Origin of the sequence: Enterobacter cloacae complex sp., assembly GCF_900322725.1 — a bacterium.
GTDB lineage: Bacteria > Pseudomonadota > Gammaproteobacteria > Enterobacterales > Enterobacteriaceae > Enterobacter > Enterobacter quasihormaechei.
Map to the genome: position 1 here is coordinate 4,739,049 of NZ_LT991957.1, position 23,811 is coordinate 4,762,859.

The window sequence follows — 23,811 nt, forward strand, 5'->3', positions numbered from 1 at the left end:
TACCTGTTGTGCAGATACGAAAAAGCCCAAGGCGTTAACCTCGGGCTTGAATTCTTTGTGTCGACAATCAAAGCTATGGCGACGATATCAGATTTACATGAAATATATGCGTTTCAGTTCGGTTTTGCAAGACTTACATCTAAATTTGCCGCCTTTTGTTGTGAACGTGATCGCGTTACTGAGATAAGCGCACCGCTATCGAGTCGCTTAAAGCTGTTACGCATAGCCAGCCAGTGAGGCAGATAGGTTTCTGTCCAGGTGGATTTCGCCACGCCCGCCAGTTCCGCGAGCGCCTGGTATTCGTACGTCTCACGCCCTGCAAGATCAGCTTTGACGTCCTGCGCCGCCAGCCATATCAGTTTCTTCAGCCGCTGCATTGTCTTTCCGGCCACCTTCTTAGTTCCGAGCTGCTCCTGGAACTCTGCCCACGCCCACTGGGTGATCGCCACCTGGTGCTCGAAGCTAACGTTCTCACTGTAGTTCCACAGCAGCCAGGCTTTCTGGTGGTCTTCCAGAGACAGCACAGCTCGGCGCCATGACGCGGTACCGAACTCTACCGGGCTGATCAGCGCAATAGATGAGCCCTTAGCGCGGGACTGACTGCCGCTCATCGCCGGGCCATCAGGGTTAACTTTCCGACCGGTGACCGGGTCGGTGATTTTCTTCCGGCCCCGACTGCGCGCCGTCGCGGTGAACTGCGCGTTCTCGGCGAAAGCTACCAGTTGCCCTTTCGTCGCCCCGCTCAAATCTGCGGTCGCCACAATAAGCTGCTGACGTACGTATTCCAGTTGCTGACTGTTCATGCGGCTTCCTTCTGTGGCTGGTTGGTTTTGGTCTGGCTGTGCTTTGCTACTGGCGGCATGCTGGCGCGCTTAACGCTTTCTGCCTGATACCGGAGGAAGTCGGTATAGTTCATGCTGCCTCCCGCTGTTTCAGTGCTTTGAGCTTGGCGCGGTACTCATCGCGGATCCGGATGAAGTCTTCCCGGCGGTAGTTGGTCATTTCGTGGGGACCGTTGAGCCAGTCGACGTATTCCTGACCGTAACGAGCGACCAGGCCAGCTTCGTATTGCTGCGCGACCGTCGCCTCTTTGGCGGTGTACTTGCCGGCCCCGGCATTGCAGGATTTGCACTGCTTATGGGCGTTGCGTTCTTCAAATCGCAGCTCAGGATTAGCGCCGACCGTTTTGAAGTGGCCGCAGTCCCACTGGCCGCCATGCAGATCAGGAGGGTTGGTCTCGCCGCAGCTGATGCATGGCAAACCAGCATCACGCGCGCGGATGTAGGCGTTGAATGCCTGCTGAGCCTGCGCTTTGTAGTAACCTGCTGGCCGTAGCTCTGCCAGCCTCTCCTTACGTCGTTTGCGCCCAGCCTTCTCTGCCTCTTTCTGCTCCTTAATGCGCTTAGCGGCGGCTTTAACCTTCTCCTTCTCGCGTTCTTCCATTGCGAGGATTGCGCCGTGTTCCGGGCAGCACCAGCGGATCCGGATGTCATGGAATTTCGGCACGAAGTATTCGCCGCATACTTTGCACTTACGGCGTGATGGTTTACGCATGATTCCTCCGTGCCGCGAGACGCAGCCATTTCTGATCCACCAGGCGGGCGGTGTAGTCTTTCATCGTCGGGATGTCGGACGGATTAACCGCGGGCTTACGCTTGCGGCGCGCCGGAACGCGGAATATTTCGTTGGTGATGACGCGAGCGAGAGGATTACCCACGGGAAGCCCTCCACTCTTGCGCCCAGGCAATGCGCTTACTGGATGCTTCGGAGAACTTCACGCCGCGGTCGGTGCCGAACCAGTAAATCGCCTCGATGACATCGACCATGTAGCGCTTGCTGGATTTGGATGTGCGGACGCCGAAATAAACGCGGCCGCCGTTGATGCCCGGCGCGGATTTCTGCTCCTGGTCCTGAGTCTGATTCACCAGAACGGTGATGAGGTCCTTCCATTCCTCGCGGGTCAGCTTTTCGCCGTGCCAGACAACCTGGTCAGACAGGTCCTTCAGCAGCGGCCACATAAGACGGTTTTGCTTATCGGTTCGCGTCTCTTCCCGGGCCTCGACCACCATCGGCGCGCGAGGGTTTACCGGCAGGGTGCGAATGTACGCGATGAGGTTCTCTTTAACGGTGTCATTGACGATGCAGTAGTGCTGCTTCATACGCCACCTCCGAGAGGTAACGCAGAATGAAGAAAATCGCAGGTGCATTTCTGCATCTGTGACAAGGTGAGGAGTTCAGATTGTGGTCGCATTTAAGTCCCCTTAAATGCGCAGAAGTCGCAACCGGGTGTTCAGGCCGAATGCGACTTAATTATGGCTAGATGATTTCAGAAAATCAATTATTCTGGGTTAGTCTGAAAAACATACCCATCGGCTGTATCGTGGACGAAATAATAATCTCTATACCCATCTTCGGACCCAACCACGTTCAAACTTACACCCATTTTGTAGGGCGTATCCTGGAAAAGCCCATCACTTAGTTCACTCTTTTCTATAGTGATTTGATGATTTGCTACCGGCCCATTCCTACCCTGCCGGGTAGAATAGATATATTCAGCATCCATATAGTCGCTGAAATGTTCTCGCGTGAAAACCTTCACTTTTTGCATCATTAACTCTCCTGCTTTAGGTAAACCGGATCGGTACCTTTCGGTAAAGTTATCGACTTCTCACGATAAAACTTCAGGCGTTCAAGGAAGTAATCGCGTAAATGCTCGGGCTGCTCGCGCATCACAACTTCGGCAATAACCGGCATGTTCAGGCGCTCTTTGTACACTACTCCGGAGGCCGCGAGGTCAACATTAACCTTGTCACGTTCTTCCTGGCTCTTTGATGCTATGTTGATTTCTGACATGATAAAGGCTCTCAAAAGTCCTCAATTTCATACATATCATCATAAGGAAAATGACATGGCCATTAAGGCAAAGGATATAGAAATTCTACACCAGTATGCCCAAGGAGTAATGGAACGATCCGAACATCACGCTAAAAATGTTGGTGTCGTTGCCCTTACGCTAATTGGCGGCGTCATTTGGAAAGCGATGCCTGGCTCTATGGAAATTAGAACCCATAAAGGCAGCCTTGCAAATATGGTGTGGTGGAAAAGCGAAGATACCAACAAAAAATACGCAATTTCATACAACCACGATACTCTTGAAATCGAAATAAGGGGTGACTCAGCAAAAGGCGAGGTTTTATTTAGCTTAAGCAACAGCACTAAACCTGAGGATGTATTAAAAATGCTGTCGCAACTTTAAAAAAAGGCGGCATATGGCCGCCTTTAGAACATCCTAGTTCGGTGCCGCAGGCAGTGGCATCCAGTGGGTTATCTCATTGCTCTGGAATTGCGCTTGTAATTCGCTCTTGATGAACCACACAGGTCCTTGCCGTTTGCTTTCGCTCCACCACCCCCAATAACTTCCGTCATCGTCCGGCATCCACTCACTGCAAGCCACCAAACCGTCTGGTAACTTGTTAGCCGTCGTTACAGGTTCGGCACCCCGAAGCATGGAGGCGCGGCAGGATAAGATGCCGGCCTTAGCCTTGTGCCATGCGTCGTGGTCACGGTCTGAGATATGCAGAACTTCTTCCATTGCTGATAGCAGTTCATCATGCTCAGATACCGGCGCTGGCGGGGCGGTGTAAAGCGGCGTTTTACCCATAGGATGATGATTGCATTTCGGGCAGACGTCGTTTTCTCGCCAGTCCTCAATTGTTTCCCAGCCACAGCAACCGCAGTCATAGCGCATGTAATCTGGCTCCGCTTCGAGCGATGCCAGCGCCAGCTTCATCGCAGCCAGAGCATTGGTCGCGTCTTCGTTTACAGCGCCTGGCGTCGCATCACGCTCTTCTTCAAGCTCCGCGATGGTCGTCAGGAGCCATTCTTTGGTTAATGTCATGGGTTAGTCCTCAACCTTTCTACCGCACATTGGGCAATGGTTAAACTTATTGGCAAAACCCGGGTGAGGGATCGCGTAATGACGCGTGCGCTCATTCCAGTCGGCGATTTTCTTTTCAAACAAGGCAACGCTTTGCTCCCAGTCGCCCTGATAAATCTTCGTCGCGCCGATCATCCCTGTTACACAGCGGAGGCATTTTTCAGCCATATCACTCTCCTTTACCGGCTGCGGCGGCCACCTTCACGCCAGCTGCATGAATCTCGTGAATGGCATTGTCGTTACCAGAACACCACCCCTCGGCATAATCCCGACTGAATCCGCTCATGTGCATCACTTCGCCAACGCTGAGCTTTGGAAGGTTCACCTCCCGCGCCTCCAGCTCAGCAATCCGCGACTCTGCGGCTTCCAGCTCATCCAGCAGCGCCAGGATGTAGTCATCTCCATGTTTTTCGGCGGTTTTACGTAATGCGCGTTTGTCGATGTTGCTCATGACTGCACTCCTTTTCGAAGCTGAAGTGCATAGATTTCCATAGCGTCAATTGCCGCTACCATCCCATCACCTTCTCGCTCATCCCAGGTTTGTTTCTGTATCTCGGCTGAGCACATCTCCACACCCTGCGCACGCACTTCAGCCAGGAAGGCGTCGGTCGCCGGGGTTTCATTCAGGGCACGACAGACATCATCATTTCCGGATATGTTTTCTTCCCCACAAGCTTCGCAGACAGTAAATCCAGCGGCATGGCAGCTAATGGCATCTTTTAGCCCAGCGTTCTCAGAAGCCAGCTTTTCGTAATCTGCATAACTCACCAAGCCGCCTTTGTCGTCTGCAACAAGGCCAGACTGAAAATCGTATCTATAACGTTTCACGCTCATACCCCTACCCTCCCCCAAACCATCAATACCCTTCTCATCGCCGGACTGTTGCGGCACTCCTGGCAGATCACGTTCGTCTCTGTGCGCTGCACCAGCTTCGAATTTCCCTTTGGCATGGCCGGTATGGTTTCCGGTGCGTATTTCATGCCGTAATCGGTCAGCCGATAAAGCCGCTGGCCGTGCTTTCCCTCACAGGTGATCAGGCCGTCTGCCAGGAGCGAGCTGACCGTGCCTGACATCTTTTTGGTGGTCATGCCGATCATCTTGGCAATACGCCCACTGTTCAGGCCCGGATTATTACGAAGGGCTGCAAGAATCTGCCCACGGATTGTTATGGTCATCAGAACCCCCCTTTCTTTTTCGGCTGCTGCTCACGCCCGCGGCGTTCTGCGGCGGCGGCCTGCTGGTCTGTGTCGTAAATTGCCCCGTTGATCTGATTGCAATAAACCGTGCCGGTACTGCCATGGCGGTTGAGTCGCAGGATTAACTCTGTTTCGCCAGGCGGAACGCTGTCATCGAAAGCACCTTCTCGGTGGATACCAACCCAGTAGTCGCAGTCCTGCTCAATCTGTCCTGTGTCGCGGGAATCACTCGGCAACGGGCGTTTATTCACTCGCTTCTCCAGTTCGCGGTTGAGCTGGGTCAGCAGCACGACGACGCAGCCAAGCTCTTTGGCGAGATTCTTCAGACCTTTGGTGATCATCCCGTAGGCCAGGTCATTACGGTCGGCTTTTTCGGCGGTCATCAGAGTCAGGTAGTCAACCAGAATCATTCCTACGCAGCCCTTCTCGCGCTTGATTCGGCGGCTTTCGCTAACGATGTGCGCCAGTGACAGGCCAGGAGTATCGTCGATGTACAGCATGTCGATTTCACTCAATCGCCCGGCGGTGGCGATCGCCTTCTTAAAGTCGCCGTCGTAATCGCCCTGGTACTGGTCATCGGCGTCATCCGTGGCTGGCATGTAAAAAATGCTCGGGTTAACTCCAGACTTCTGACCAACCAGTTTTTCGAGGATCTGGTCGCCTGGCATTTCCAGGCTGAACATCAGAGCTGGCTTTTTCTCACGAACCGCGCAGTTGATCGCCATCTGCCCGTACAGGGTTGTCTTGCCCATCTTTGGCCTTGCGCCAATTACGAACAGAGAGCCTTTAACCAGACCTTTCGGCGCCAGCAGTCGGTCGAGTGACGGGATGCCGGTGCTCATGCCGCGCTGTTCGCCTGAAGGGTCAAAGCGTTTCTCCAGATCTGCTACCCAGTCATCCATAACCTCGCCAAACGATCTCAACCCTCGGCGGCTGCCGGTTTTTGAATGGTCTGCGAGCTGGGTGAAAATACCCTGAATGGCCTCGTACTTCTGCGTGGCGGTCATGCCGTTGCGGGAATACAGCAGCTCAGTAGCTTCGGTCAGGCGGCTGATACCGTAGCGCTCCATTGCAGCTTCCCGGACTGATGCAGCGTATGCCACGATGTTTGCAGCGCTCGGTGTGTTTTTTGCGATCTGCGCGATGTAGGCGAAACCGCCGATCTGCTCCGTAAGTCCTTTGCTCTCCAGAGCGTCGAAAAGCGTCAACCCATCGACTGGCTTGTTAGCTCGGAACATGTCACGTAATTCAGCAAAGACGATCTGATGAACCCGGATGTAAAACGACTCAGGCTTGAGCATTGTCAGCACTTTTTGAACACGCTCGCTGTTGTCATCGTCCAGCAGGAGTCCGCCGATGACGCTCTGCTCTGCTTCGACGTTGTGAGGTACGGTCAGGATTTCAGAGGTCATCACAGGCCCCCTCTCGCGTTTTTGCGTAGACATCGACATTCAGGAAGTATTCGAGAGCCTTGCGGCGCCATGTGCGCCCGGTGCGCTGGTCTGGGCGGTTCTCCAGCATCCAGCGGCAGTTGGTGGCGATGTAGCTCAGATAGGATTCCCAGTCACTCAGGGTGAATTTATGGCCATCCAGTTGCTGAGTTACTTTCCCGGCCTTCTGCCAGAACGAGCGAATCAGGGCCCGGCGTTTGTCAGTAAGGATTCTGATGCTCTGTGCTTCCGGCAGTACGCGATGGTAAACCTCGACCACCTGCTCGCAACTGAGAGACGGTTTTTTCTGCTCTGGTTTTTCTGCTGCTGATGCACTCTCTCTTACGTTAGTAAGAGAGTTATTTAATATATTGTTATCTGTGGACACTGGCTGGACATCGGCTGGACACTCCACCTCCACAGGCATTGGTACGACTGCGTTTGCGCTGGACACTGGCTGGACATCGGCTGGACAAAAATTTGACTGATATTCATCATATTTGACCACTTTCAGAACAGTAAAACGGTTGTTCGATTTGGTGGTGATCATGCCCAGGTTCTGGAATTTACGGAGCAGTGATTTAACGCGATCAGCGGTTAAACCGGTTTCCATTGCCAGTGTGTTGCGCCCAGTGATGAACTCTCCGCGTTCGCAGATCACATCGCCGACATCAGTCGATACCAGTGTCTGTTCGTGATTAGCGCGCAGGAGCAGGTGAACCCATAGATGAGCCGCTTCAGCGTCCTTGTAGAACGGCACATCCATAATTTTACGGTGCAGCAAGGCAAACCCCTTACCGCCATTCGTACGCGGTTTCTGGAGCCTTCTGGCCTCTCTGGCTTCGGCTAAATTGGATACGTTACCCACGGCCACTCTCCTTACGTTTCAGTTCTTCCAGGATGGCGCGCATCTTCTCTGCAACAATCGGGTTAACCGAGCGGATGAAGCGGTCGCGGGTTATGTTTTTATGTACAGCGGTATGGTAATAGCGTGGATTTTTTGCCATTATTCCTCCTGCAATGAGTGCACACGATTTGCATCTGAAGGCCAGTTCTGTTCGCGCAGACTGGCTTTCGCCATTTTTGATACTTCCCATCACATAACCCCCAGCATCGATGTAACCATCGTCATCAGTGGGCCTACCTGCTCCGGCATGAGGCGGAACAGCGACGCTATACCCTCGCTCACCTCTTTCAGCTTCTGATGCTCTGGAGCGTCCAGAAGCACGGCCTGTTTAGCCTCTGCGAGTTCTTTCTCGGCCTCAGCCAGGCGAGACATTTTGCAATCGGCACCGATCAGGCGAGTGCGATACTCAACCGGCAGGACCGCCATGATTGCGGGTGTCAGCTGGCGCACGTTCTCGCGGTACTGTTCGGAGTCGAAACGGTTATCCAGGAAGCGAAAAAGTTTCTGGCGCGCCCGGCTAATGTCTTCCGGAAAGCTGATAGCGGTCCCGCCCTGCTCCCGGTATTCGTTGATGATCAGCGCCGAAACGACGTCCTGATTGTCCAGCGCCGACGACCATGCCCGGACCGCATCGCGGATCTTTTCGTGGTTCGGCGCCGATTTAGCTTGAGCGCGGTTTATCATCGCTCCCGGGTGTATTCCGGTATTGTGTTGATACGCAAGTGAATGCATTGCTTTCCCTTTCGTTGTTAGGGCCGCCGTTAAGCGGCTGTGTTATTCGCCCCAAGCAGTTGGGCGAGATCAGGACGGATATCTGCTGGTTTAAGCTTGCCGTTGGTTGCAGTGACAATCTTCATTACGTAGCGGGCATCAATGCCGCCACCGTGCAACCAGCGCCATACCGTCGGCTGCGCCACACCGCACAGGTCGGCTAATTTCTTCTGGCTACCAGCTATATCAATGGCGCGCTGGATGGTTTTGTTCGTCATATTCCAATTCCTATGAGTATTGGTGTGGATTGATAATAGCAATGCGTATTGATTTAGGCAATAGCTAAACGTGTTTTGACCATCAATACGCAAGCGTATAAATTTAAACTCATGAAAAAAGAAACTCTTGCAGAACGCCTGAATCAGGCGATGGAACTATCTGGCATGTCTCAGGGTGCTTTGGCTAAGGCGTCTGGAGTAGCTCAGCCCACTATCTGGAGGCTGACCAGTGGCAATGCCCGTGGTTCAACTAAAATCGTTGAGATAGCCAACGCGCTTGGCGTTCGCTCTGAGTGGCTTTCAACCGGAGTTGGCCCGATGCGTGACGATGGTCAAATGCCCGCAAGTTCTCAGCCAAAAACCGAGCCTGGACCTACTGACACATTCCGTATTGAGGCGCTAGACTTCTACGTAAGCGCTGGGCCTGGAGCCATCAACAGCGAGTTCGTAGAGGTGCTTAGATCCGTGGAATATTCAGTCGAAGACGCTCGCCGGATGTTCAATGGCAGGAAGGCAGAGCAGATCAGAATTATCAACGTTCGCGGTGACAGCATGTCTGGGACAATTGAGCCAGGTGACTTACTGTTCGTAGACATCAGCGTCCAGCACTTTGATGGTGATGGCATCTACGCCTTCATCTACGACGACACATCTCACGTGAAGCGCCTGCAGAAGATGAAGGATAAGCTCCTGGTCATTTCCGACAACCAGACTTATCGCCCGTGGGAACCGATAGAAAAAGAAGAAATGAACCGGATACTCGTGTTTGGCAAGGTGATAGGCAGCATGCCGCAGACGTACAGAAAACACGGATAACATACCCAGCTACCAATCAAGCCCAGCCATAGCGCTGGGTTTTTTATTGCCTGCAGCTAGCCCGCTCATCACAGCAATCCCCGGCCCATTGAAAACACGGCCCGAATCTCACTCACACGAAAAAATATCAAATTAAATTCCTTTAGCTATCAACACATTAATAGCAATTGCTATTATTTAATATCAATACGTATTGCTATAAACAATACTCATCGCTATTATCAACTCATCGAAACGAAACATCGACAGCTGAGCGAAGTTAGCCAGCGGCGGACAGCAAGTCGCCTGCTTTTTAACAACATGCAGATTTACAGCGTCAATGACCTGTTAAGACCCCTACACGTAAACGTGCTGTATCACCGGGTGCGATCCGGTCGGTGAGAGAGTATCCCCGCGCGAGAGCGAGAACGGCGTGAGAACGGGCAACACTGGCAGGGAGTTGGCGCTGACCAAAACAGGGAATGTTTTGGGATTAGATGAATGCGCAGGCTGATGCGCGGGGTGGAGCGGCCCGGGTGGCTAGTGAATCAAGACAGGCTGTAAGACAAGCTGTGTAAATAACTGGTAAGCCGTAGTAGCCAATAAAGCAGGTGAAAATCATAACGTCTATCCCGCTTCGGCGGTGGCAGCTAACACCTGTGATAGTCAATGCTGGAGATCAGCGCCGGCCATCCAATCACCAAAGCATTTCGATTCATCAACCCACGCAACAAAGGAGCTTCTATGCGACGGCAAAGCTATATCGCTCACAAATAATCGGTACCACAAATGCTTTCGGAAACCCCGGCGATGTCGGGGTTTTTGGTGAGTGCTTTGGGCTGGCAGACGGTTATCAGCTAGTTGGTGAGGTAATGGCTCACCAAGGCGACGACGGCCTTCCCTGCTTCATTGTGGGGAGCCAGCACCAAAGCATTTATCCCGCATCAGCGGGTAACGACAGAGGATAAGGCGATGAAAACAAGTAGCGGACAAGAGATTTTAAAGGGCTTCAATGTTCGGGATATCTCTGCTGATTATGACGAGCCAAGGTTTGATGTTTTGTTTGTCCATGATGATGGCAAATGCCGGTATTCAAACGATGTTTTTGGTTCTGAGCAAGAAGCCATCAGTTACGCAGAAACATGTAATGCCAACACAGCAGACGATGAGTGCTGGGACTACTACCAGCACTCTTCAACCAGCAACGACTGGAAGCTGATTCAACACATTGAAGCTAAAGCCGCCTAACCAGCGGCTTTTTTCATACCTCACCGTTCTCGATGAGTGCGGTTAGTTATGACAACCGGCGGCCATCCACCGCCCATTGAAACACTGAATAAATGCGTTGAAGTCTTGTATTAACCGTTCCGTTCGCCGCGATAAGGCCAAGAGGAAATCATGGTAAATCAGCAGCAGATCAGAGAGGCCCAACGGCTCGCGTCGTTCGCGGTACTCCATCGCAATGCTCCGGCGTGGGAAGAAGCAAAGCGCCTTTACGCCGTCGCTATCGGGAGGACTCTTCACTGATGGAAACTTTATTCGCTCTCGTCCTGACCGTGGCAATGACCAACGGTGATTATCAGGATGTCATTCTTGGCGTTTACGACAGCCCGCAGGAATGCAGCCAGGCAGCTTCAGAGCAAAAAGTAACAGCCGAATGCTGGCCGGTAGAAAGCATTCTCCGCAACGGCGAGTTCCCGGCGAAAGACATCGCGCAGCAGTAACCACCCTATTCAACCGATCGGCCTGGCATTACGCGGGCGGGATCTGCACATCCAAATTTCAGGAGAAACCATGAGCGAAATAACGGACTTAACTGTCATCGAAATCAAGCCGGAACAGGCGCCGGTGCTGTACGTAGCGGGCGGCCTTGATGCTTACCTCGAGCAAATCCGCCAGGCAGTAAACGAAGTGCCGGACCTGTCTACGAAGAAAGGTCGTGACCGTGTCGCTTCTCTTGCGGCGCAGGTGTCCCGCAGCAAGACGGCAATTGAAAAGCCGGGGCGAGAGTACCTGAAGCGGCTGAAAGAAGCCGTGCGCCCGGCTGAGGCAGAAATTAAGCGATTCGTTGATGCATGTGACGAACTGCGCGATGCAACCCGCCGCCCACTCACCGAATGGGAAGCCGAGCAGGAACGCATTAAGGCTGAAGAAGCCATGAACGCGCTGCACGCCGAAGCGCTGGAAATGAACGAAGAGTTCGACCGCCAGCGCGCCGCGCAGATCGAAGCAGACCACGAAATGGCTCTGCTGATGAATGACAAGTTTGACCGCGACCGGGAAGAGCAGAGCCGCCTAGCGGAACAGGAACAGCGTGACCACGAAGAACGCATTAAGCGCGAAGCGGCAGAACAGGCCCGCCGCGATGCCGAAGCGAAGCACAAAGCGGAGATTGAAGCCGCAGCGCGCCGTGAAGCCGAAGAGAAAGCCCGCGCTGAACTGGCGGAACGTCAGCGCATCGAAACGGAGCAGCGTGCAGCACGTGAGAAGCAGGAAGCGGAAGAGCGTGCACGACGTGAAAAAGAAGAAGCCGTTGCCGCCGAGCGCCGCCGCCTGAAAGAGGCAGAAGCAGCCCGTCTGGCCGAAGAGCAGCGTATAGAGGAAGAAGAAGCGCGCCGCGCCGCAGACAAAGAGCACCGCCGCACCGTCAACCGTCGCGTCATCGCCGACCTTATAGCTCAGGGTATCCCCGAAGAATTCGCGCAGAAAGCACTGCTGGCGATTGCTGGCGGCAAAGTGCAGGACGCGCACATCAAATATTGAGGTGAATCATGAATATCACATGCGAGTGCGTAGACATGCGCACGTCCGTTGGCCCCCACAACACCATCAAAGTTGAGATGGAGGGAGTTGTGCTGGCCGGTACCGTTAAAACCCGTGACGTCCTCCCCCAGCTCGACGGAGCAGAAGTCATCGAGTGGCTGGCTGAGCAGGGTTACGTCATCACTCATCAGGAGCGCGCAGTATGACGGCCGCAGAACGGTGGGATGAAGAGTCATTCCTGCGCCTTATGCGCGACGTGCTGCCGGAAAAGCCGGAGGGTGATGACGAGCCAGTTAACCTGGCCGCCGAACGGCAGAACCCTGTCATTAGCTGGGATGAATTTGCGGGGAATTACACATGAACCTTGATGATTTAGATGCGCCATTTGCCAGTGAGGATATTGAGTGGCGCATTCAGCAGGTGGGTAAAAACAATAACGGAATCTGGGCAAAGGTGCTGGCCTATGTAACTAACCGCGCAATCATGAAGCGGCTGGATGAAGTATGCGGCAAAGCTGGCTGGCGTAACGAATACCGCGATATTCCGAACAATGGCGGCGTTGAGTGCGGTATTTCCATCAAGGTTGAAGGCGAGTGGATCACCAAGTGGGATGCGGCAGAAAACACACAGGTTGAAGCTGTGAAAGGTGGTCGCTCTGGCGCCATGAAGCGCGCCGCCGTGCAATGGGGGATCGGTCGTTACCTCTACAACCTGGAGGAAGGGTTCGCAGTGGTTTCAGCAACGCGCGCGCCCGGGTTCCAGTACGCCAAATCAAAAGAGGTTGGTCAGTTCTACTGGAAAGCTCCCGCACTGCCTGCCTGGGCACTGCCATCAGGAACTCCAATCGAGCAGGACCAACAACCGCATGATGGTCACCAGCAGCGAGACCAGGCACCGCAGTCAGTGGATGCGGACAAAATCCTCGCCGAATTCTCTGACTACGCCAACTCGGAAAATGATAGCGATCGGCTTAAGCATCGTTATGAAGAAACATGGAAATTGCTGAACGGCTTTGCTGAGCACCAGGGCAAATGCAAAGACGTAACTGGCATTCGACTCAAAGAACTTAAACAGGCGGCGTAAATGGCTAGCAAAGGCGTAAATAAAGTGATCCTCGTCGGCAACCTCGGGCAAGACCCCGAGGTCCGTTATCTTCCGTCCGGCGGCGCAGTGTGCAGCCTGACGCTGGCGACATCTGAGTCATGGCGAGATAAAGCCACTGGCGAGCAAAAAGAGCAAACGGAATGGCATCGCGTTGTTCTGTTCGGAAAGCTGGCTGAGGTGGCCGGGGAGTACCTGCGCAAGGGCTCTCAGGTTTATATCGAGGGTCAACTGCGCACCCGAAAATGGACAGATCAGGCTGGCGTGGAGAAGTACACCACGGAGGTAGTGGTAAACGTCGGCGGCACAATGCAGATGCTTGGTGGCCGTCAGGGCGGTGGAGCGGCACCGGCGGGTGGCAGTCAAACGCAGGGCGGGAATCAGTTCAGCGGCGGCGCACAGTCTCGTGCACAGCAGCACTCGGCACCCGCCCAATCTAACGAACCGCCAATGGACTTCGACGACGATATACCCTTTTGAATCATCTCCCGGTCAGGAGAAACCAATGAACAAATTTACCCCCGAATATCGAAAACATCTTCTCCGGCCAATCCCTGACCGGAAACTTAGCCCGCAAGAACGCGCCGATCGCAAAGAGCTTTACCAGATCATCCGTGAGGAGCGTGAGAACGATACATCACCGGCAAAACCATCGACTTACAGGCCATGTGATCCATATCTGAATGACAACCGCAAAGGTCTTGGCGGTGCTTCAAGGAGTGACTAATGACTCACGCTCACGACGACATCAGGGTTGGCACACTCTGCCTTCCCTTCATTGGTAACGGCTGGCTAATGCCATGGGGTGAAGTGGTCAGCAATCCATTAAAGGCGCAGCGGCTCGCTGAGGAATATCGGGTAAGGCAGGAGGTGGCATGACAGCGAAATACTCACTTCTGTATGTTGACCCGCCATGGGCTTACGGCAACACCATCAGTAACGGGGCTGCCGCCGATCACTACTCCACCATGAAGCTCATCGACATCAAGCGCCTGCCAGTCTGGGAGCTTGCCGCCGAAAACGCGGTGCTGGCGATGTGGTACACCGGCACGCATAACCAGGAGGCCATCGAACTGGCCGAAGCCTGGGGCTTTACCGTTCGCACGATGAAAGGCTTTACCTGGGTGAAGTTGAATCAGAATGCCGAACTGCGCATCAACAAGGCGCTGGCCGAGGGTGAAGTCACCGACTTTTACGACTTCCTCGATCTGCTTAACGCCGAGACGCGCATGAACGGCGGAAACCACACCCGGGCCAACACCGAAGACTTGCTGATTGCTACCCGCGGCGCCGGGCTGGAACGAACGCACGCCGGGATTAAGCAGGTGGTCTACAGCCCGCTCGGCGCGCACAGCGAAAAGCCGTGGGAAGTGCGCAACCGGCTGGAGCTGCTTTACGGTGATGTGCCGCGCATTGAGCTGTTTAGCCGCAGCGCGGTTCCGGGCTGGCATCACTGGGGAAATCAGGCTGAATCACCGGATGTTGAGCTTTTCCCAGGTAACATCCAGCCCATCTTCAAAGACGGGTGGAGGGCAGCTTGATGCACACGACCCCAGAAACAGACAACGCCGTCCGCGCCGCCTGCCGCCGCTGCACCGAAGAGATCCAGCAGGCCATGCGCAAGAAGCCAAAGCCTAACTGGAACGAAACTGTGCCTCCCATCATCAACAAGCATCACAAGAAAATTGAAGCTCTGGGAGTTAGCCTCCTGGAGTTCGTCGTATACACAGGGCGGCTTAATCGCCGCTTCGGAGTTGAGTCGTGACCAAATACGCGAAACTGGATAGCGAGGTGTTAAGCGCTATCGGTGCTCAGCCAACCTCGTTTTCGGAGCTATTTAGCCCTTCTGTCAGACAGGAATGCCTCGTCATTGCTGAAGCAGAAGGAAAGCATCCAATGGACGTCTTCCGCATCCTTGACCGCAGGCTCCAGTCACTCAGGAAGCTTGGAGTTATTCAGCACGTCAAAGGTAAAGGGTGGATACAGCCATGAAATCACAAATCACCAGGTCGCTAAAGCGGCCTTTTTTATTGCTGGCATTCACATTCAACCGAATTAACCGACAGTTCGCGGAGTGAGTATGGAAGAGTTTAAAGGCACTAAAGGTCGCTGGGTTTATAGCGCAGAGACAGGAACAATCCGCAGCGATGGTGGGCTTCTCGCTGAGTTACTGATCAATGGCTCAGAAGACGATAACGGCGCGCTCATGGCCGCCGCACCAGATTTACTGGAAGCGCTACAGCTAACCGAAAAAGCAATGGCAGAAGGTCGAAACATTACATACCCGGAATGGTACGGCGTAATCAACAAAGCCCGCGCGGCCATCCACAAAGCCCTCGGCAAGGAGTGACCATGGCAGATATCATCGATACCGCAGCAGAGATTGAAGAGCTTCAGCGTAATGCTGCCCTTTCCGCTCACCGGCTCAACCGCAACGCAGTATCAGCTGAACATTGCGCGGAGTGCGACGAACCAATTCCCGAGCCGCGGCGCGCTGCCGTACCCGGCTGCCACACCTGCGCGGAGTGCCAATCCGTCATTGAACTGAAGAATAAGCAGAGGGGGATGTGATGGAGTACAGCAAGCTAAGCGACTTTGAAATTAACAAACGAGTGGCGATCGCAAATGGGCTTTTGGTTCAGGAAATTGACGATAGCAAAGCCACTGGCATGACGAGCAAATATCACGAACTCCGCCCACACACTGTTTGGGTGAGTGATGGTGAAAACCCATGGGAGCAATATTCGCCACCTCTTTGCTGGGAGGATGCGGGTCCGATCATCCTGAAGAATCGCATTAGTCTGGTTTGGGATTGCGCTGAAGATGCCAGTTCTGAGTGGTGGAATGCTGTTGACCAGTTCGATGAATGCCGCGTTCAGTATCAGTCCAACCCGCTGCGTGGTGCAATGATCGTGTTCCTCATGCTTCGGGAGCAAGCCAATGTTCAGGATAATACAGCCTAATACCTGGTACGCCGATCCCCACGGCGCGCCCTGCAAAATACTCCGCGTTACCCACGAAGTCATCCACTACATCCGCAACGGTCGCACCTGCATCGCCAGCATGGGACGCTTTCAACACGAATTCGAACCGCTGACCAAAGCACAGGCCGAGCGGATCGCCGGGGAAATCGAAACAGCAGTACACCTGAAGAAACTGCGCGCCCAGCGTGCGGCATGAGGAGAGATTATGAACTTAACGATTAAGCAGATTTATGACCTGGCATCTTTCGCCGGGCTAATGTGTAGCTCACCAGAAGAATCTCAGGTTGATGAGAAAACAGAAATCAGCATCGACAACGGCGTAATTCATGGTGATGACGGTCAGGTAGAATATGAAGGACTGCGGGCATGCTGCGCAGATTACCCAGAAGAAGGCTACATACCACTTGAAGACTAACGCAACTGATAGCCAGTTATGAGCTGGCTATTGGGTGCGAAAGCACCACCTCGTGATCCCTTTTGCCCGGCCCCGCGCCGGGCTTCTTTTTACCTGATTTCGATTAATCAACACGTCAACGCGGCCTCGCATATAATGCCAGGTGGCTAAGGAGTTCTCATGGCTAAGCTTCTCAACTTGCAGGAATGGGCTGCTGAGGTCTACACGACTCCGCCCTCCCTTTCTACTCTGCGTCGATGGACGCGGGAGGGGCGAATTTATCCCGCGCCGGAGCTGCACGGAAAGGAATATAAGGTTCAGCCTGACGCTATCTACGTGGATCCGCGCAAGAAGAATCTGCGCGCTAAACCGAAACACACCAAACTGCCGTCCGGCGGCACCTTACTGGAGAGACTGACTCATGGCGAAAAGGCCAGTACGTTACGACGCTAACCTGCCCCGTAACCTGACCTATCGTAAAAGAGACAGACTTTACAGCTGGCGCAATCCGGTGACCGGGCAGGAGATTTCTCTTGGCCGGATTGATCGCAAGGATGCTGTTGCCCAGGCCATTGAGGCCAACAACTACATTGACCAGAATTACCTTCCCTCTTCTCTCCTGGATCGCATAAAAGACGTGCCCACTTTCACAGTGGCCGCATGGTTGGAGCGTTACGAGGTAATTCTCGAACGGCGTGAGCTGAAACCAAACACGATGAAGGTCAGGCGAAACCAGATCGCCACCATTAAGGAAGAGTTCGGCAAAATTCCCCTCGCTTCTGTCACGACAAAGGACATCGCCTCATTCCTTGAAGCGTACATTCTCTGCGATAAAAAGAGCATGGCTTCCGGGCTCAGGTCTGTGCTGATGGATATCTTCAGGGAGGCGATTGTGGAAGGACATGTCGACAGGAACCCGGCAGAACCGACGCGAACGCCGACACCGAAAGTTAAGCGAGAACGCTTGCTGCTCGAACAATTCACGCTCATCCGCCAGGCTGCATTAACTCATTCTGAATGGGCGCCCAACGCATGCGATCTGGCACTGGTCACCGGCCAGCGGCGGGAGGATATATCACTGTTCAGGTTCAGTGACATTAAAGATGGGAGGCTTTTCGTTACGCAGGAGAAAACAGGTCACAAACTGGCACTTCCACTTGATTTGAGGCTGGACGTCGCCGGGCTTGTGTTACAGGATGTCATTGATCGATGCCGGGTGAACAACCCTTCCGACTTCATGCTTTACTCTCCGGTCCGCCGCGGGGGAAGAAAGCCGGGGCCGCTAACTCCTGACGGACTCACCCAGGCCTTTGCAGAGATAAGGGATTCGACCGGGTTAAAATTCGGACCTAATCCACCTCCTTTCCATGAGATCAGAAGTCTGGCGAGCAGGCTCTATGAAAAGGAGCGCGGGGAGGAATTTGCTCAGCGCTTACTCGGCCACAAAAATTTAACAATGACCAAAAAATACCTGGACGCACGTGGTGCAGAGTATGTTATGGTTTAGACAGGATATGGAATATTCGAGTAATTTTCGGGGGATTTCGTGTTAATACCTGAAAAACCTTTGAAAAACAAATAGATAAAAAGAGACCGAATACGATTCCTGTATTCGGTCCAGGGAAATGGCTCTTGGGAGAGAGCCGTGCGCTAAAAGTTGGCATTAATGCAGGCTCAATCGCCTTGCCCTTTAAGAATAGATGACGACGTCAGGTTTTCCAGTCCACAGTAAAAGTGGCCTGAAAAAAAGCGTTAAAACATCACTAAATGTGAAAAACCGCAGAGCTATTACAAGCACCTGCGGTTTTTTTTATTGGAAACCTGACTGCTAACAGAGTTTTTCAGCGCGCTCAATAAACGGCGCCAGGCTCTTCTTCTGCCCGGGGTTTGCCGGATCGTCGACCTGGATCACGCTGACAGGCTGTCCGTTACTTTTGCCGCTGGCAACCTGCTGCTCCGCAACGTCATTTAACGGATACTGCACAAGCGTGCTGGGATTAATGACGTACAGCGCGTGGCCGGGACGGCAGGTGAGCATGACCTCTTCACGGTTGAAAGCCCAGTTGTCCTTGCCCACCTCGAACCGGCTGACGGTGATGACCTGCGGCGCGGCCAGCGCACTGCTGGCACAGGTGAGAAGTAAAAGAGAAAGCAGCGTCTTTTTCATATGTTATTTAACCTTGTCAGAAGGGTTCCCAGGTCGCGAACAGGCTGACGGCCGCCAGTACCAGCGCGCCCAGCACCACTTCTGCCTGTGTCATCCTGATAAAAATCTGTTGTTCCCGCCCGGCATCAGGGCGAAAGCGTGGCACAAGAAAATACCGATTCGCCAGCGCAATTGCCACCATCATGATGACCAGCGCACATTTGAACAACAACAGCCGTACATAAGGCGCCTGCCACGGCACGTCTATGCCCACAATAAAGAGCGTGTTGATGATCCCGGTCAGCAGCACGCCGCCAACGGCGTAATGCCCCACGCGGGAGAAGCGCATCATGGTGAAGATAGCGGCTGGCTGCCAGCGGCCTTTCGCCAGACGCATACAGAACAGCAGCGGCAGTAACCCGCCCACCCAGGTCGCGGCGCACAGCAGATGAAGCGCATGGTTCAGACGATGCAACGCTCCCGGTGCGCCGCCGTTCATTGCGGCATGTCCGACGCCCGCCAGCAGCACAAGTTGCCCCATGGCAAGCAGTAACAGCCGCGAGCCTTTCTGTGGAGTAAGCCATGCTGCGCCCACGGTCACAGCGGCCAAAACCATTTGCCACAGCCAGACGCCACCAAACTGCGTTCCCAGCACGCTGCGCCAGACCGACGGGCTAATGACGTCGCCCCAGCCGTTACCCATTAACCCACTTTGCAGGCCGAACATCAGCAGAGCAGCCATCAGGCTGATTAAAGCCGCGATTTTCTGCTGGCGCTGGAAACGTTGCGTCATGAGGCGCTGCAACGAAGACGGTGCAAACCAGACGCTGTAAAGCGCGTTGCCGAAAAGCAGCATCAGCGCAGCAAAATGGATAAAGCGTAACGCTACGTAGCTCAGGGCCAGCATACTATTTCACGCTAAAGTGATAGCTGCCCTTGGTTTTGTGGCCGTCCACGGAGACCACGTGCCAGTCCACCGTGTAGGTGCCGGTCGGTAACGGTTTCTCAAGGGGAACAATCAGCTTTGCGTTATCCTTCTCGTCACGCTTCACCGCACCGGTCTGGATCGTGTGCTTCTGCGCGTCCGTCACCACAACGCCGCTAAAGGCTGGCTCAATGCCTTCCGAGAAATTCAGGGTAATGACGTCGGGTGCCGTCGCGACGGTATTCTCCTGCGGGGATTGTTGCTTGAGGTGCGCATGGGCCAGAGCTGAGGGCGCGGTTGCTGAAGAGAGCAGAAAAACCAGCGCGCACGCGACGCGGGAAGGGGTAAAGTGCATCACAATCATTCCTTTTCGTTATGCCTGAATGCTAAAGAATAACTCTGTATAATTAACGAGTCGAGGAACATCCTTTGCTCCCTTGTCATCGTTGAACAATCGCGGTAACGTTGCCGCCGCAGAAAAAGGAGAAGGAAATGAACGTTAACCTGGCCGCCCTTCCTCAGGACGAGATGGACAAAGTGAATGTCGATCTCGCCGCCGCGGGTGTCGCATTCAAAGAGCGTTACAACATGCCCGTCGTGGCTGAAGTGGTAGAGCGTGAACAGCCTGCGCATCTGCGCGACTGGTTTCGCGAACGTCTGATCGCGCATCGCCTCGCTTCCGTCAACCTCTCACGCCTGCCGTACGAACCTAAAGTTAAATAAGCTTAACGTCTCGTTACACTTCCTTACGCGTTATGTGGCAGGATAAGAAAACCCTGATAAATTTAGGTGTAATCTTAAAATCCCAGCGACTTAGTGTATAAGGAAGTCACGATGTCACGATGGAATATAGCCGCGGCCCAGTATGCTCCGCGGCACAACTGTGTTGATGAACACGTAAAACACCACCTGCACTTCATTGACGAGGCGGCCTGCCAGGGGTGCGATTTAGTGGTCTTTCCCGAGCTTTCCCTTACCGGCCCTGGCGGGGCAACTTTACCCCCACCGCCTGACGATTTGCAGCTTGCTCCCCTCCTTCACGCCGCGCAGTCACGTTTCATCACGGTGATTGCCGGTATTACGCTCCAGCAACACGGCCAGCGTCAGAAAGGACTCGCGCTTTTCACGCCCAGCCTGTCGACCATCCGGCGTTATCCGCAGGGCAACGGTGCGGGTGTGATCCCTGGCGATAAACGACTATCCATCGTTGATAAGCAGGCTGACGCCCCGGAACTGGACCCGGAGGCAACCCTGTTCACCAGCAGCCTGGCGGTGGGCGAGCACCGCTGGCGGCAGTCCATCGGTTCGTTACAACGCTTCGCGCATAAATACTCCATCGCGGTGTTAATGGCGAACGCGCACAGCGGCAGCGCGTTATGGGATGAAAAAGGTCAGCTTATCGTGCGTGCCGACAAGGGCGAACTGCTGTTAACCGGTTCTTTAGGCCGACAGGGTTGGCAAGGCGATATCATTCCATTAGGCTAAGCCCTTTAGGATCAGGAGCGATCAATGCTACGCGTTATTGATACCGAAACTTGCGATTTGCAGGGCGGAATTGTGGAAGTCGCTTCTGTCGACGTGATTGACGGAAAGATAGTCAACCCTATGAGCCACCTGGTGCGCCCGGATCGTCCCATCAGTGCGCAGGCGATGGCCATTCATCGCATTACGGAATCGATGGTGGCGGACAAGCCGTGGATTGAAGAGATCATCCCCCTCTACCACGGCAGCCAGTGGTACGTCGCGCATAACGCCAGTTTTGACCGCCGTGTGCTGCCGGAGATGCCCGGCGAATGGATTTGCACCATGAAGCTGGCGCGCCGCCTGTGGCCAGGGATCAAATACAGCAATATGGCGCTGTATAAGTCGCGCAAACTCAGCGTGCGGACGCCGGAAGGGCTACACCATCACCGCGCCCTGTATGACTGCTACATCACCGCGGCGCTCCTGATTGATATCATGAATACATCCGGCTGGACGCCAGACGATATGGCGACCATTACCGGCCGCCCCGCACTACTGACCACCTTCACGTTCGGTAAATACCGGGGGAAACCGGTAGCGGAAGTGGCGGACAACGATCCGGGCTACCTGCGCTGGCTGTACAACAACCTCGACAGAATGAGCCCGGAACTGCGCCTGACGCTGAAGCATTATTTAGGCGAAGCCTGAGTTCCCGCGCGGCCTGGCAGCGTATCCTGCGCCAGGCCAATCAAAAAGGCATACTCCAGCGCCACCCCTTCATAGGATTTAAATCGCCCTGATTTCCCCCCGTGCCCCGAGTCCATATCGGTACACAGCAGCAGCAGATTATCGTCTGTTTTCAGCTCGCGCAGCTTCGCCACCCATTTCGCTGGCTCCCAGTACTGCACCTGGGAATCGTGCAGGCCGGTGGTCACCAGCATATGCGGATAGGCTTTCGCCTCGACGTTATCGTACGGGCTGTACTCTTTCATGTAACGGTAATATGTTTCATCCTGTGGGTTCCCCCACTCCTCAAACTCACCGGTGGTCAGCGGAATAGACTCATCCAGCATGGTCGTCACCACGTCCACAAACGGCACCTGGGCGATAACGCCTTTAAAAAGTTCAGGCCGCTGGTTAATCACAGCGCCCATTAGCATGCCTCCGGCGCTGCCCCCCATGCCAAAGCAGAGCTGCGGATCGCCATACCCCTGGGCGAGCAGCGCATCGCAGACGTCCAGGTAATCATTGAAGGTATTTTTCTTTTTGAGAAATTTTCCGTCTTCATACCAGTGCTGCCCCAGCTCGCCGCCGCCGCGAATATGGGCAATCGCATAAACAAAGCCACGGTCGAGCAGGCTCAGCCTGCTGCTGCTGAAATCGGCGTCCATGCTGGATCCGTAGGAGCCGTAACCGTAGACGAGGATGGGGTTTTTGCCTTTGTTGAAGTGGTCCTTGTGGTAGACGAGAGACACGGGGACTTCGACGCCGTCGCGCGCGGTCACCCACAGGTGCTCACTGCGATAATTCTCCGACTCAAATCCCCGAACCTCCGCCTGCTTAATCACCTGACGCTGCCCGGTGTCCATATCCAGTTCAAACAACGTGTCCGGGGTAGTCATCGACGAATAGCCATACCGCAGGCGGGACGATTCCGGTTCCGGGTTAAAGCCAATCCACGTGACGTAAGCCGGGTCATCAAACGCAATACCCACCACCTCGCGGGTTTTGCGGTTGATTTGTCGGATACTGGTCAGCCCGCGCTGGCGCTCTTCCACCACCAGCCAGTCTGTAAACAGGGTGAACCCCTCCAGCATCACCTGATCGCGCGCGGGAATTAACACTTCCCACTTCCGTTCATCGCGCACTTTGGTTTTATAAAGACCAAAGTTTTTGCCCTCGCGATTTGAACGCAGGTAAAAGCTGTGCTGGAAGTGATCCAGGCTGTACTCATGATCTTTACGGCGCGGCAGGAAGCACAGCGGCTGCGCATCCGGCAGTTCGGCATCCAGCAGCAACACCTCAGAGGTGGTGGCGCTGGCAAGGAAGATAGTCACGTAGTGGCGAGATGAGGTTTTATGCAGGCTGACGTAGAACGTCTCGTCTTTTTCCTCGTACACCAGCTCGTCGTCGGCGGAATCGGTCCCCACCGTGTGGCGCCAGACCTGATAAGGCAGCAGCGTTGAGGCATGCTTTTTAACGTAGTAGACCGTTTCTGAATCGTTGCCCCAGACAAAATCGGGGGAAACATTATCCAGCATTTCGGGATACCAGTTTCCCGTTTCAAGATTGCGGAAGCGCAAACCGTACTGCCGGCGGGAAAGATAATCCTCCGCCAGCGCCATAATGGCGTTATCAGGGGAAATCGACATGCCGCCCAGCGTGTAAAACTCACTGTGGGCCGCACGTTTATTAGCATCAAGCAGGATATCCCATTCGTCCCACTCGGCACTCAGCACCGACTGGCGCTGATAGATGGGATATTCGTTTCCCGGCTCGTAAATATGGCGATAGCGATAGCCGTTTTTGCACCACGGGGCTGAGACATCGCGCTGGGGAATACGCTGCACCATTTCGCTCAGGAGCCTGTCCTGAAGCGCCTGCTGGCTGGCCATGACCTTTCGGCCATAGTCGTTTTCCTCGTGCAGATAGTCGAGCACCTCTGGCCGGGAACGAGAATCGTCCCGCAGCCAGTAGTAGTTATCTATACGCGTATCGCCATGCGTGACGATCGCATAAGGAGTACGTCGGGCTTTTGGAGGCATGGCATTCTTACTTTT

General features: G+C 54.2%; 43 protein-coding genes and 1 pseudogene. 23 read left to right on the forward strand and 21 right to left on the reverse strand.

All coding sequences use genetic code 11. The features are described from left to right. Positions 1-113: 113 nt before the first annotated feature. The 7 genes from DBR02_RS23235 to DBR02_RS23265 all read right to left on the reverse strand — a co-directional run bounded on the left by DBR02_RS23235 (position 114) and on the right by DBR02_RS23265 (position 2,853). The gene (locus DBR02_RS23235) at positions 114-803 is read right to left on the reverse strand and encodes a bacteriophage antitermination protein Q (protein ID WP_107535579.1); all 690 of its coding nucleotides are present in this window, start codon (positions 801-803) and stop codon (positions 114-116) included. Next, positions 800-916: a hypothetical protein gene (locus DBR02_RS27040; protein WP_096205110.1), complete on the reverse strand. Its 117-nt coding sequence runs from the start codon at positions 914-916 to the stop codon at positions 800-802. Before DBR02_RS27040 ends, DBR02_RS23235 begins: the two co-directional genes overlap by 4 nt. Beyond that, positions 913-1,554, reverse strand: coding sequence for a recombination protein NinG (locus DBR02_RS23245; protein WP_063659663.1), 642 nt, complete (start codon positions 1,552-1,554; stop codon positions 913-915). Before DBR02_RS23245 ends, DBR02_RS27040 begins: the two co-directional genes overlap by 4 nt. After that, a complete protein-coding gene (locus DBR02_RS23250) occupies positions 1,547-1,717 on the reverse strand; it encodes a NinE family protein (RefSeq protein WP_107535580.1) in 171 nt (56 codons plus the stop codon). Before DBR02_RS23250 ends, DBR02_RS23245 begins: the two co-directional genes overlap by 8 nt. Next, positions 1,710-2,159 carry a recombination protein NinB gene (locus DBR02_RS23255; RefSeq protein WP_032647533.1) on the reverse strand — a complete coding sequence of 150 codons (450 nt, stop codon included), beginning with the start codon at positions 2,157-2,159 and terminating at the stop codon, positions 1,710-1,712. Before DBR02_RS23255 ends, DBR02_RS23250 begins: the two co-directional genes overlap by 8 nt. Positions 2,160-2,338: 179 nt before the next feature. Further along, complete coding sequence (locus tag DBR02_RS23260) at positions 2,339-2,611, reverse strand: hypothetical protein (RefSeq protein ID WP_107535581.1); 273 nt, start codon at positions 2,609-2,611, stop codon at positions 2,339-2,341. After that, positions 2,611-2,853, reverse strand: a complete 243-nt coding sequence (locus DBR02_RS23265; RefSeq protein ID WP_107535582.1) for a DNA polymerase III subunit theta — start codon at positions 2,851-2,853, stop codon at positions 2,611-2,613. The genes DBR02_RS23260 and DBR02_RS23265 overlap by 1 nt, the downstream gene beginning before the upstream one ends. A gap of 55 nt (positions 2,854-2,908) precedes the next feature. Between DBR02_RS23265 and DBR02_RS23270 the strand changes: the two genes are divergently transcribed. After that, positions 2,909-3,256, forward strand: a complete 348-nt coding sequence (locus tag DBR02_RS23270; protein WP_107535583.1) for a hypothetical protein — start codon at positions 2,909-2,911, stop codon at positions 3,254-3,256. Between the two features lie 33 nt (positions 3,257-3,289). On the opposite strand, the gene DBR02_RS23275 is transcribed toward DBR02_RS23270, so the two are convergent. From DBR02_RS23275 to DBR02_RS23315, 10 genes and pseudogenes are all read right to left on the reverse strand, one after another. Further along, entirely contained in the window at positions 3,290-3,898 is a 609-nt protein-coding gene (locus DBR02_RS23275) for a DUF551 domain-containing protein (protein ID WP_107535584.1), read from the reverse strand. A 3-nt stretch (positions 3,899-3,901) separates the two neighbouring features. Beyond that, positions 3,902-4,105 carry a hypothetical protein gene (locus DBR02_RS23280; RefSeq protein WP_094089647.1) on the reverse strand — a complete coding sequence of 68 codons (204 nt, stop codon included), beginning with the start codon at positions 4,103-4,105 and terminating at the stop codon, positions 3,902-3,904. A 1-nt stretch (position 4,106) separates the two neighbouring features. Next, a pseudogene (locus tag DBR02_RS23285) lies at positions 4,107-4,298 on the reverse strand (hypothetical protein); the annotation flags it as partial. An 86-nt stretch (positions 4,299-4,384) separates the two neighbouring features. Then, positions 4,385-4,771, reverse strand: coding sequence for a hypothetical protein (locus DBR02_RS23290; protein ID WP_107535586.1), 387 nt, complete (start codon positions 4,769-4,771; stop codon positions 4,385-4,387). Then, positions 4,768-5,112 carry a winged helix-turn-helix domain-containing protein gene (locus DBR02_RS23295; RefSeq protein WP_107535587.1) on the reverse strand — a complete coding sequence of 115 codons (345 nt, stop codon included), beginning with the start codon at positions 5,110-5,112 and terminating at the stop codon, positions 4,768-4,770. Before DBR02_RS23295 ends, DBR02_RS23290 begins: the two co-directional genes overlap by 4 nt. Next, positions 5,112-6,545 (reverse strand): DnaB-like helicase C-terminal domain-containing protein, encoded by a 1,434-nt coding sequence (locus tag DBR02_RS23300; RefSeq protein WP_107535588.1) that lies wholly within the window; start codon positions 6,543-6,545, stop codon positions 5,112-5,114. The genes DBR02_RS23295 and DBR02_RS23300 overlap by 1 nt, the downstream gene beginning before the upstream one ends. Next, on the reverse strand, positions 6,535-7,431 hold the full coding sequence (locus tag DBR02_RS23305) for a DNA replication protein (RefSeq protein WP_107535589.1): 897 nt from the start codon (positions 7,429-7,431) through the stop codon (positions 6,535-6,537). Before DBR02_RS23305 ends, DBR02_RS23300 begins: the two co-directional genes overlap by 11 nt. After that, complete coding sequence (locus DBR02_RS26800; RefSeq protein ID WP_015571544.1) at positions 7,424-7,570, reverse strand: hypothetical protein; 147 nt, start codon at positions 7,568-7,570, stop codon at positions 7,424-7,426. Before DBR02_RS26800 ends, DBR02_RS23305 begins: the two co-directional genes overlap by 8 nt. 89 nt (positions 7,571-7,659) lie before the next feature. Next, positions 7,660-8,202, reverse strand: coding sequence for a toxin YdaT family protein (locus DBR02_RS23310; protein ID WP_107535590.1), 543 nt, complete (start codon positions 8,200-8,202; stop codon positions 7,660-7,662). Between the two features lie 29 nt (positions 8,203-8,231). After that, positions 8,232-8,459: a helix-turn-helix domain-containing protein gene (locus DBR02_RS23315; protein WP_045348771.1), complete on the reverse strand. Its 228-nt coding sequence runs from the start codon at positions 8,457-8,459 to the stop codon at positions 8,232-8,234. A 111-nt stretch (positions 8,460-8,570) separates the two neighbouring features. On the opposite strand from DBR02_RS23315, the gene DBR02_RS23320 reads away from it, so the two are divergent. From DBR02_RS23320 to DBR02_RS23410, 19 genes are all read left to right on the forward strand, one after another. Continuing rightward, on the forward strand, positions 8,571-9,275 hold the full coding sequence (locus DBR02_RS23320; protein ID WP_107535686.1) for an XRE family transcriptional regulator: 705 nt from the start codon (positions 8,571-8,573) through the stop codon (positions 9,273-9,275). A 951-nt stretch (positions 9,276-10,226) separates the two neighbouring features. Further along, positions 10,227-10,502: a hypothetical protein gene (locus tag DBR02_RS23325; protein ID WP_048206837.1), complete on the forward strand. Its 276-nt coding sequence runs from the start codon at positions 10,227-10,229 to the stop codon at positions 10,500-10,502. A 278-nt stretch (positions 10,503-10,780) separates the two neighbouring features. Further along, positions 10,781-10,978 (forward strand): DUF1482 family protein, encoded by a 198-nt coding sequence (locus DBR02_RS23330; RefSeq protein ID WP_063163918.1) that lies wholly within the window; start codon positions 10,781-10,783, stop codon positions 10,976-10,978. Positions 10,979-11,048: 70 nt separating this feature from the next. After that, a complete protein-coding gene (locus tag DBR02_RS23335) occupies positions 11,049-12,017 on the forward strand; it encodes a hypothetical protein (protein ID WP_107535591.1) in 969 nt (322 codons plus the stop codon). Between the two features lie 8 nt (positions 12,018-12,025). Further along, the gene (locus DBR02_RS23340; protein WP_058689411.1) at positions 12,026-12,223 is read left to right on the forward strand and encodes a hypothetical protein; all 198 of its coding nucleotides are present in this window, start codon (positions 12,026-12,028) and stop codon (positions 12,221-12,223) included. Beyond that, entirely contained in the window at positions 12,220-12,378 is a 159-nt protein-coding gene (locus DBR02_RS26655) for a hypothetical protein (protein ID WP_157959561.1), read from the forward strand. The genes DBR02_RS23340 and DBR02_RS26655 overlap by 4 nt, the downstream gene beginning before the upstream one ends. After that, positions 12,375-13,100 (forward strand): Rad52/Rad22 family DNA repair protein, encoded by a 726-nt coding sequence (locus DBR02_RS23345; protein ID WP_058689412.1) that lies wholly within the window; start codon positions 12,375-12,377, stop codon positions 13,098-13,100. Before DBR02_RS26655 ends, DBR02_RS23345 begins: the two co-directional genes overlap by 4 nt. Beyond that, positions 13,101-13,598 (forward strand): single-stranded DNA-binding protein SSB1, encoded by a 498-nt coding sequence (gene ssb1 / locus DBR02_RS23350; protein WP_058652700.1) that lies wholly within the window; start codon positions 13,101-13,103, stop codon positions 13,596-13,598. A gap of 25 nt (positions 13,599-13,623) precedes the next feature. Further along, entirely contained in the window at positions 13,624-13,845 is a 222-nt protein-coding gene (locus DBR02_RS23355) for a hypothetical protein (RefSeq protein ID WP_058689413.1), read from the forward strand. Continuing rightward, entirely contained in the window at positions 13,845-13,997 is a 153-nt protein-coding gene (locus DBR02_RS23360) for a DUF1317 family protein (RefSeq protein ID WP_058689414.1), read from the forward strand. The genes DBR02_RS23355 and DBR02_RS23360 overlap by 1 nt, the downstream gene beginning before the upstream one ends. After that, entirely contained in the window at positions 13,994-14,659 is a 666-nt protein-coding gene (locus DBR02_RS23365; protein WP_107535592.1) for an MT-A70 family methyltransferase, read from the forward strand. The genes DBR02_RS23360 and DBR02_RS23365 overlap by 4 nt, the downstream gene beginning before the upstream one ends. Beyond that, positions 14,659-14,883 (forward strand): hypothetical protein, encoded by a 225-nt coding sequence (locus DBR02_RS23370; RefSeq protein WP_058689424.1) that lies wholly within the window; start codon positions 14,659-14,661, stop codon positions 14,881-14,883. Before DBR02_RS23365 ends, DBR02_RS23370 begins: the two co-directional genes overlap by 1 nt. Before the next feature lie 315 nt (positions 14,884-15,198). Next, a complete protein-coding gene (locus tag DBR02_RS23380) occupies positions 15,199-15,468 on the forward strand; it encodes a hypothetical protein (protein WP_107535593.1) in 270 nt (89 codons plus the stop codon). A gap of 2 nt (positions 15,469-15,470) precedes the next feature. Continuing rightward, entirely contained in the window at positions 15,471-15,689 is a 219-nt protein-coding gene (locus DBR02_RS23385; protein WP_107535594.1) for a TraR/DksA family transcriptional regulator, read from the forward strand. Then, entirely contained in the window at positions 15,689-16,081 is a 393-nt protein-coding gene (locus DBR02_RS23390; protein WP_107535595.1) for a phage protein NinX family protein, read from the forward strand. The genes DBR02_RS23385 and DBR02_RS23390 overlap by 1 nt, the downstream gene beginning before the upstream one ends. Further along, complete coding sequence (locus DBR02_RS23395) at positions 16,059-16,298, forward strand: DUF4222 domain-containing protein (protein ID WP_058689421.1); 240 nt, start codon at positions 16,059-16,061, stop codon at positions 16,296-16,298. Before DBR02_RS23390 ends, DBR02_RS23395 begins: the two co-directional genes overlap by 23 nt. Before the next feature lie 9 nt (positions 16,299-16,307). Continuing rightward, on the forward strand, positions 16,308-16,517 hold the full coding sequence (locus DBR02_RS23400; protein ID WP_058689420.1) for a hypothetical protein: 210 nt from the start codon (positions 16,308-16,310) through the stop codon (positions 16,515-16,517). 159 nt (positions 16,518-16,676) lie between these two features. Next, positions 16,677-16,949 (forward strand): excisionase, encoded by a 273-nt coding sequence (locus tag DBR02_RS23405; RefSeq protein ID WP_023300430.1) that lies wholly within the window; start codon positions 16,677-16,679, stop codon positions 16,947-16,949. Further along, positions 16,918-18,003, forward strand: a complete 1,086-nt coding sequence (locus DBR02_RS23410; protein ID WP_063158908.1) for a tyrosine-type recombinase/integrase — start codon at positions 16,918-16,920, stop codon at positions 18,001-18,003. Before DBR02_RS23405 ends, DBR02_RS23410 begins: the two co-directional genes overlap by 32 nt. Before the next feature lie 321 nt (positions 18,004-18,324). Here the strand turns inward: DBR02_RS23410 and DBR02_RS23415 are convergent, their stop codons facing one another. From DBR02_RS23415 to yobA, 3 genes are read right to left on the reverse strand one after another with little or no spacing between them, the layout of a single operon-like run. After that, positions 18,325-18,663 carry a YebY family protein gene (locus DBR02_RS23415; protein ID WP_063868473.1) on the reverse strand — a complete coding sequence of 113 codons (339 nt, stop codon included), beginning with the start codon at positions 18,661-18,663 and terminating at the stop codon, positions 18,325-18,327. Positions 18,664-18,679: 16 nt separating this feature from the next. Beyond that, entirely contained in the window at positions 18,680-19,549 is an 870-nt protein-coding gene (gene copD, locus DBR02_RS23420; protein WP_107535596.1) for a copper homeostasis membrane protein CopD, read from the reverse strand. A 1-nt stretch (position 19,550) separates the two neighbouring features. Beyond that, the gene (gene yobA / locus DBR02_RS23425) at positions 19,551-19,922 is read right to left on the reverse strand and encodes a CopC domain-containing protein YobA (protein ID WP_107535597.1); all 372 of its coding nucleotides are present in this window, start codon (positions 19,920-19,922) and stop codon (positions 19,551-19,553) included. A gap of 137 nt (positions 19,923-20,059) precedes the next feature. Between yobA and DBR02_RS23430 the strand changes: the two genes are divergently transcribed. The 3 genes from DBR02_RS23430 (at position 20,060) to exoX (ending at position 21,739) form a co-directional block, all read left to right on the forward strand. Further along, positions 20,060-20,290, forward strand: a complete 231-nt coding sequence (locus tag DBR02_RS23430) for a DNA polymerase III subunit theta (RefSeq protein ID WP_003859784.1) — start codon at positions 20,060-20,062, stop codon at positions 20,288-20,290. A 111-nt stretch (positions 20,291-20,401) separates the two neighbouring features. Further along, positions 20,402-21,052 carry a carbon-nitrogen hydrolase family protein gene (locus DBR02_RS23435; RefSeq protein ID WP_107535598.1) on the forward strand — a complete coding sequence of 217 codons (651 nt, stop codon included), beginning with the start codon at positions 20,402-20,404 and terminating at the stop codon, positions 21,050-21,052. 24 nt (positions 21,053-21,076) lie between these two features. After that, positions 21,077-21,739, forward strand: a complete 663-nt coding sequence (exoX, locus tag DBR02_RS23440) for an exodeoxyribonuclease X (protein WP_063450101.1) — start codon at positions 21,077-21,079, stop codon at positions 21,737-21,739. Here the strand turns inward: exoX and ptrB are convergent. After that, entirely contained in the window at positions 21,721-23,796 is a 2,076-nt protein-coding gene (ptrB, locus tag DBR02_RS23445) for an oligopeptidase B (RefSeq protein WP_107535599.1), read from the reverse strand. The two genes, exoX and ptrB, sit on opposite strands and share 19 nt — an antisense overlap. Positions 23,797-23,811 lie beyond the last annotated feature (15 nt).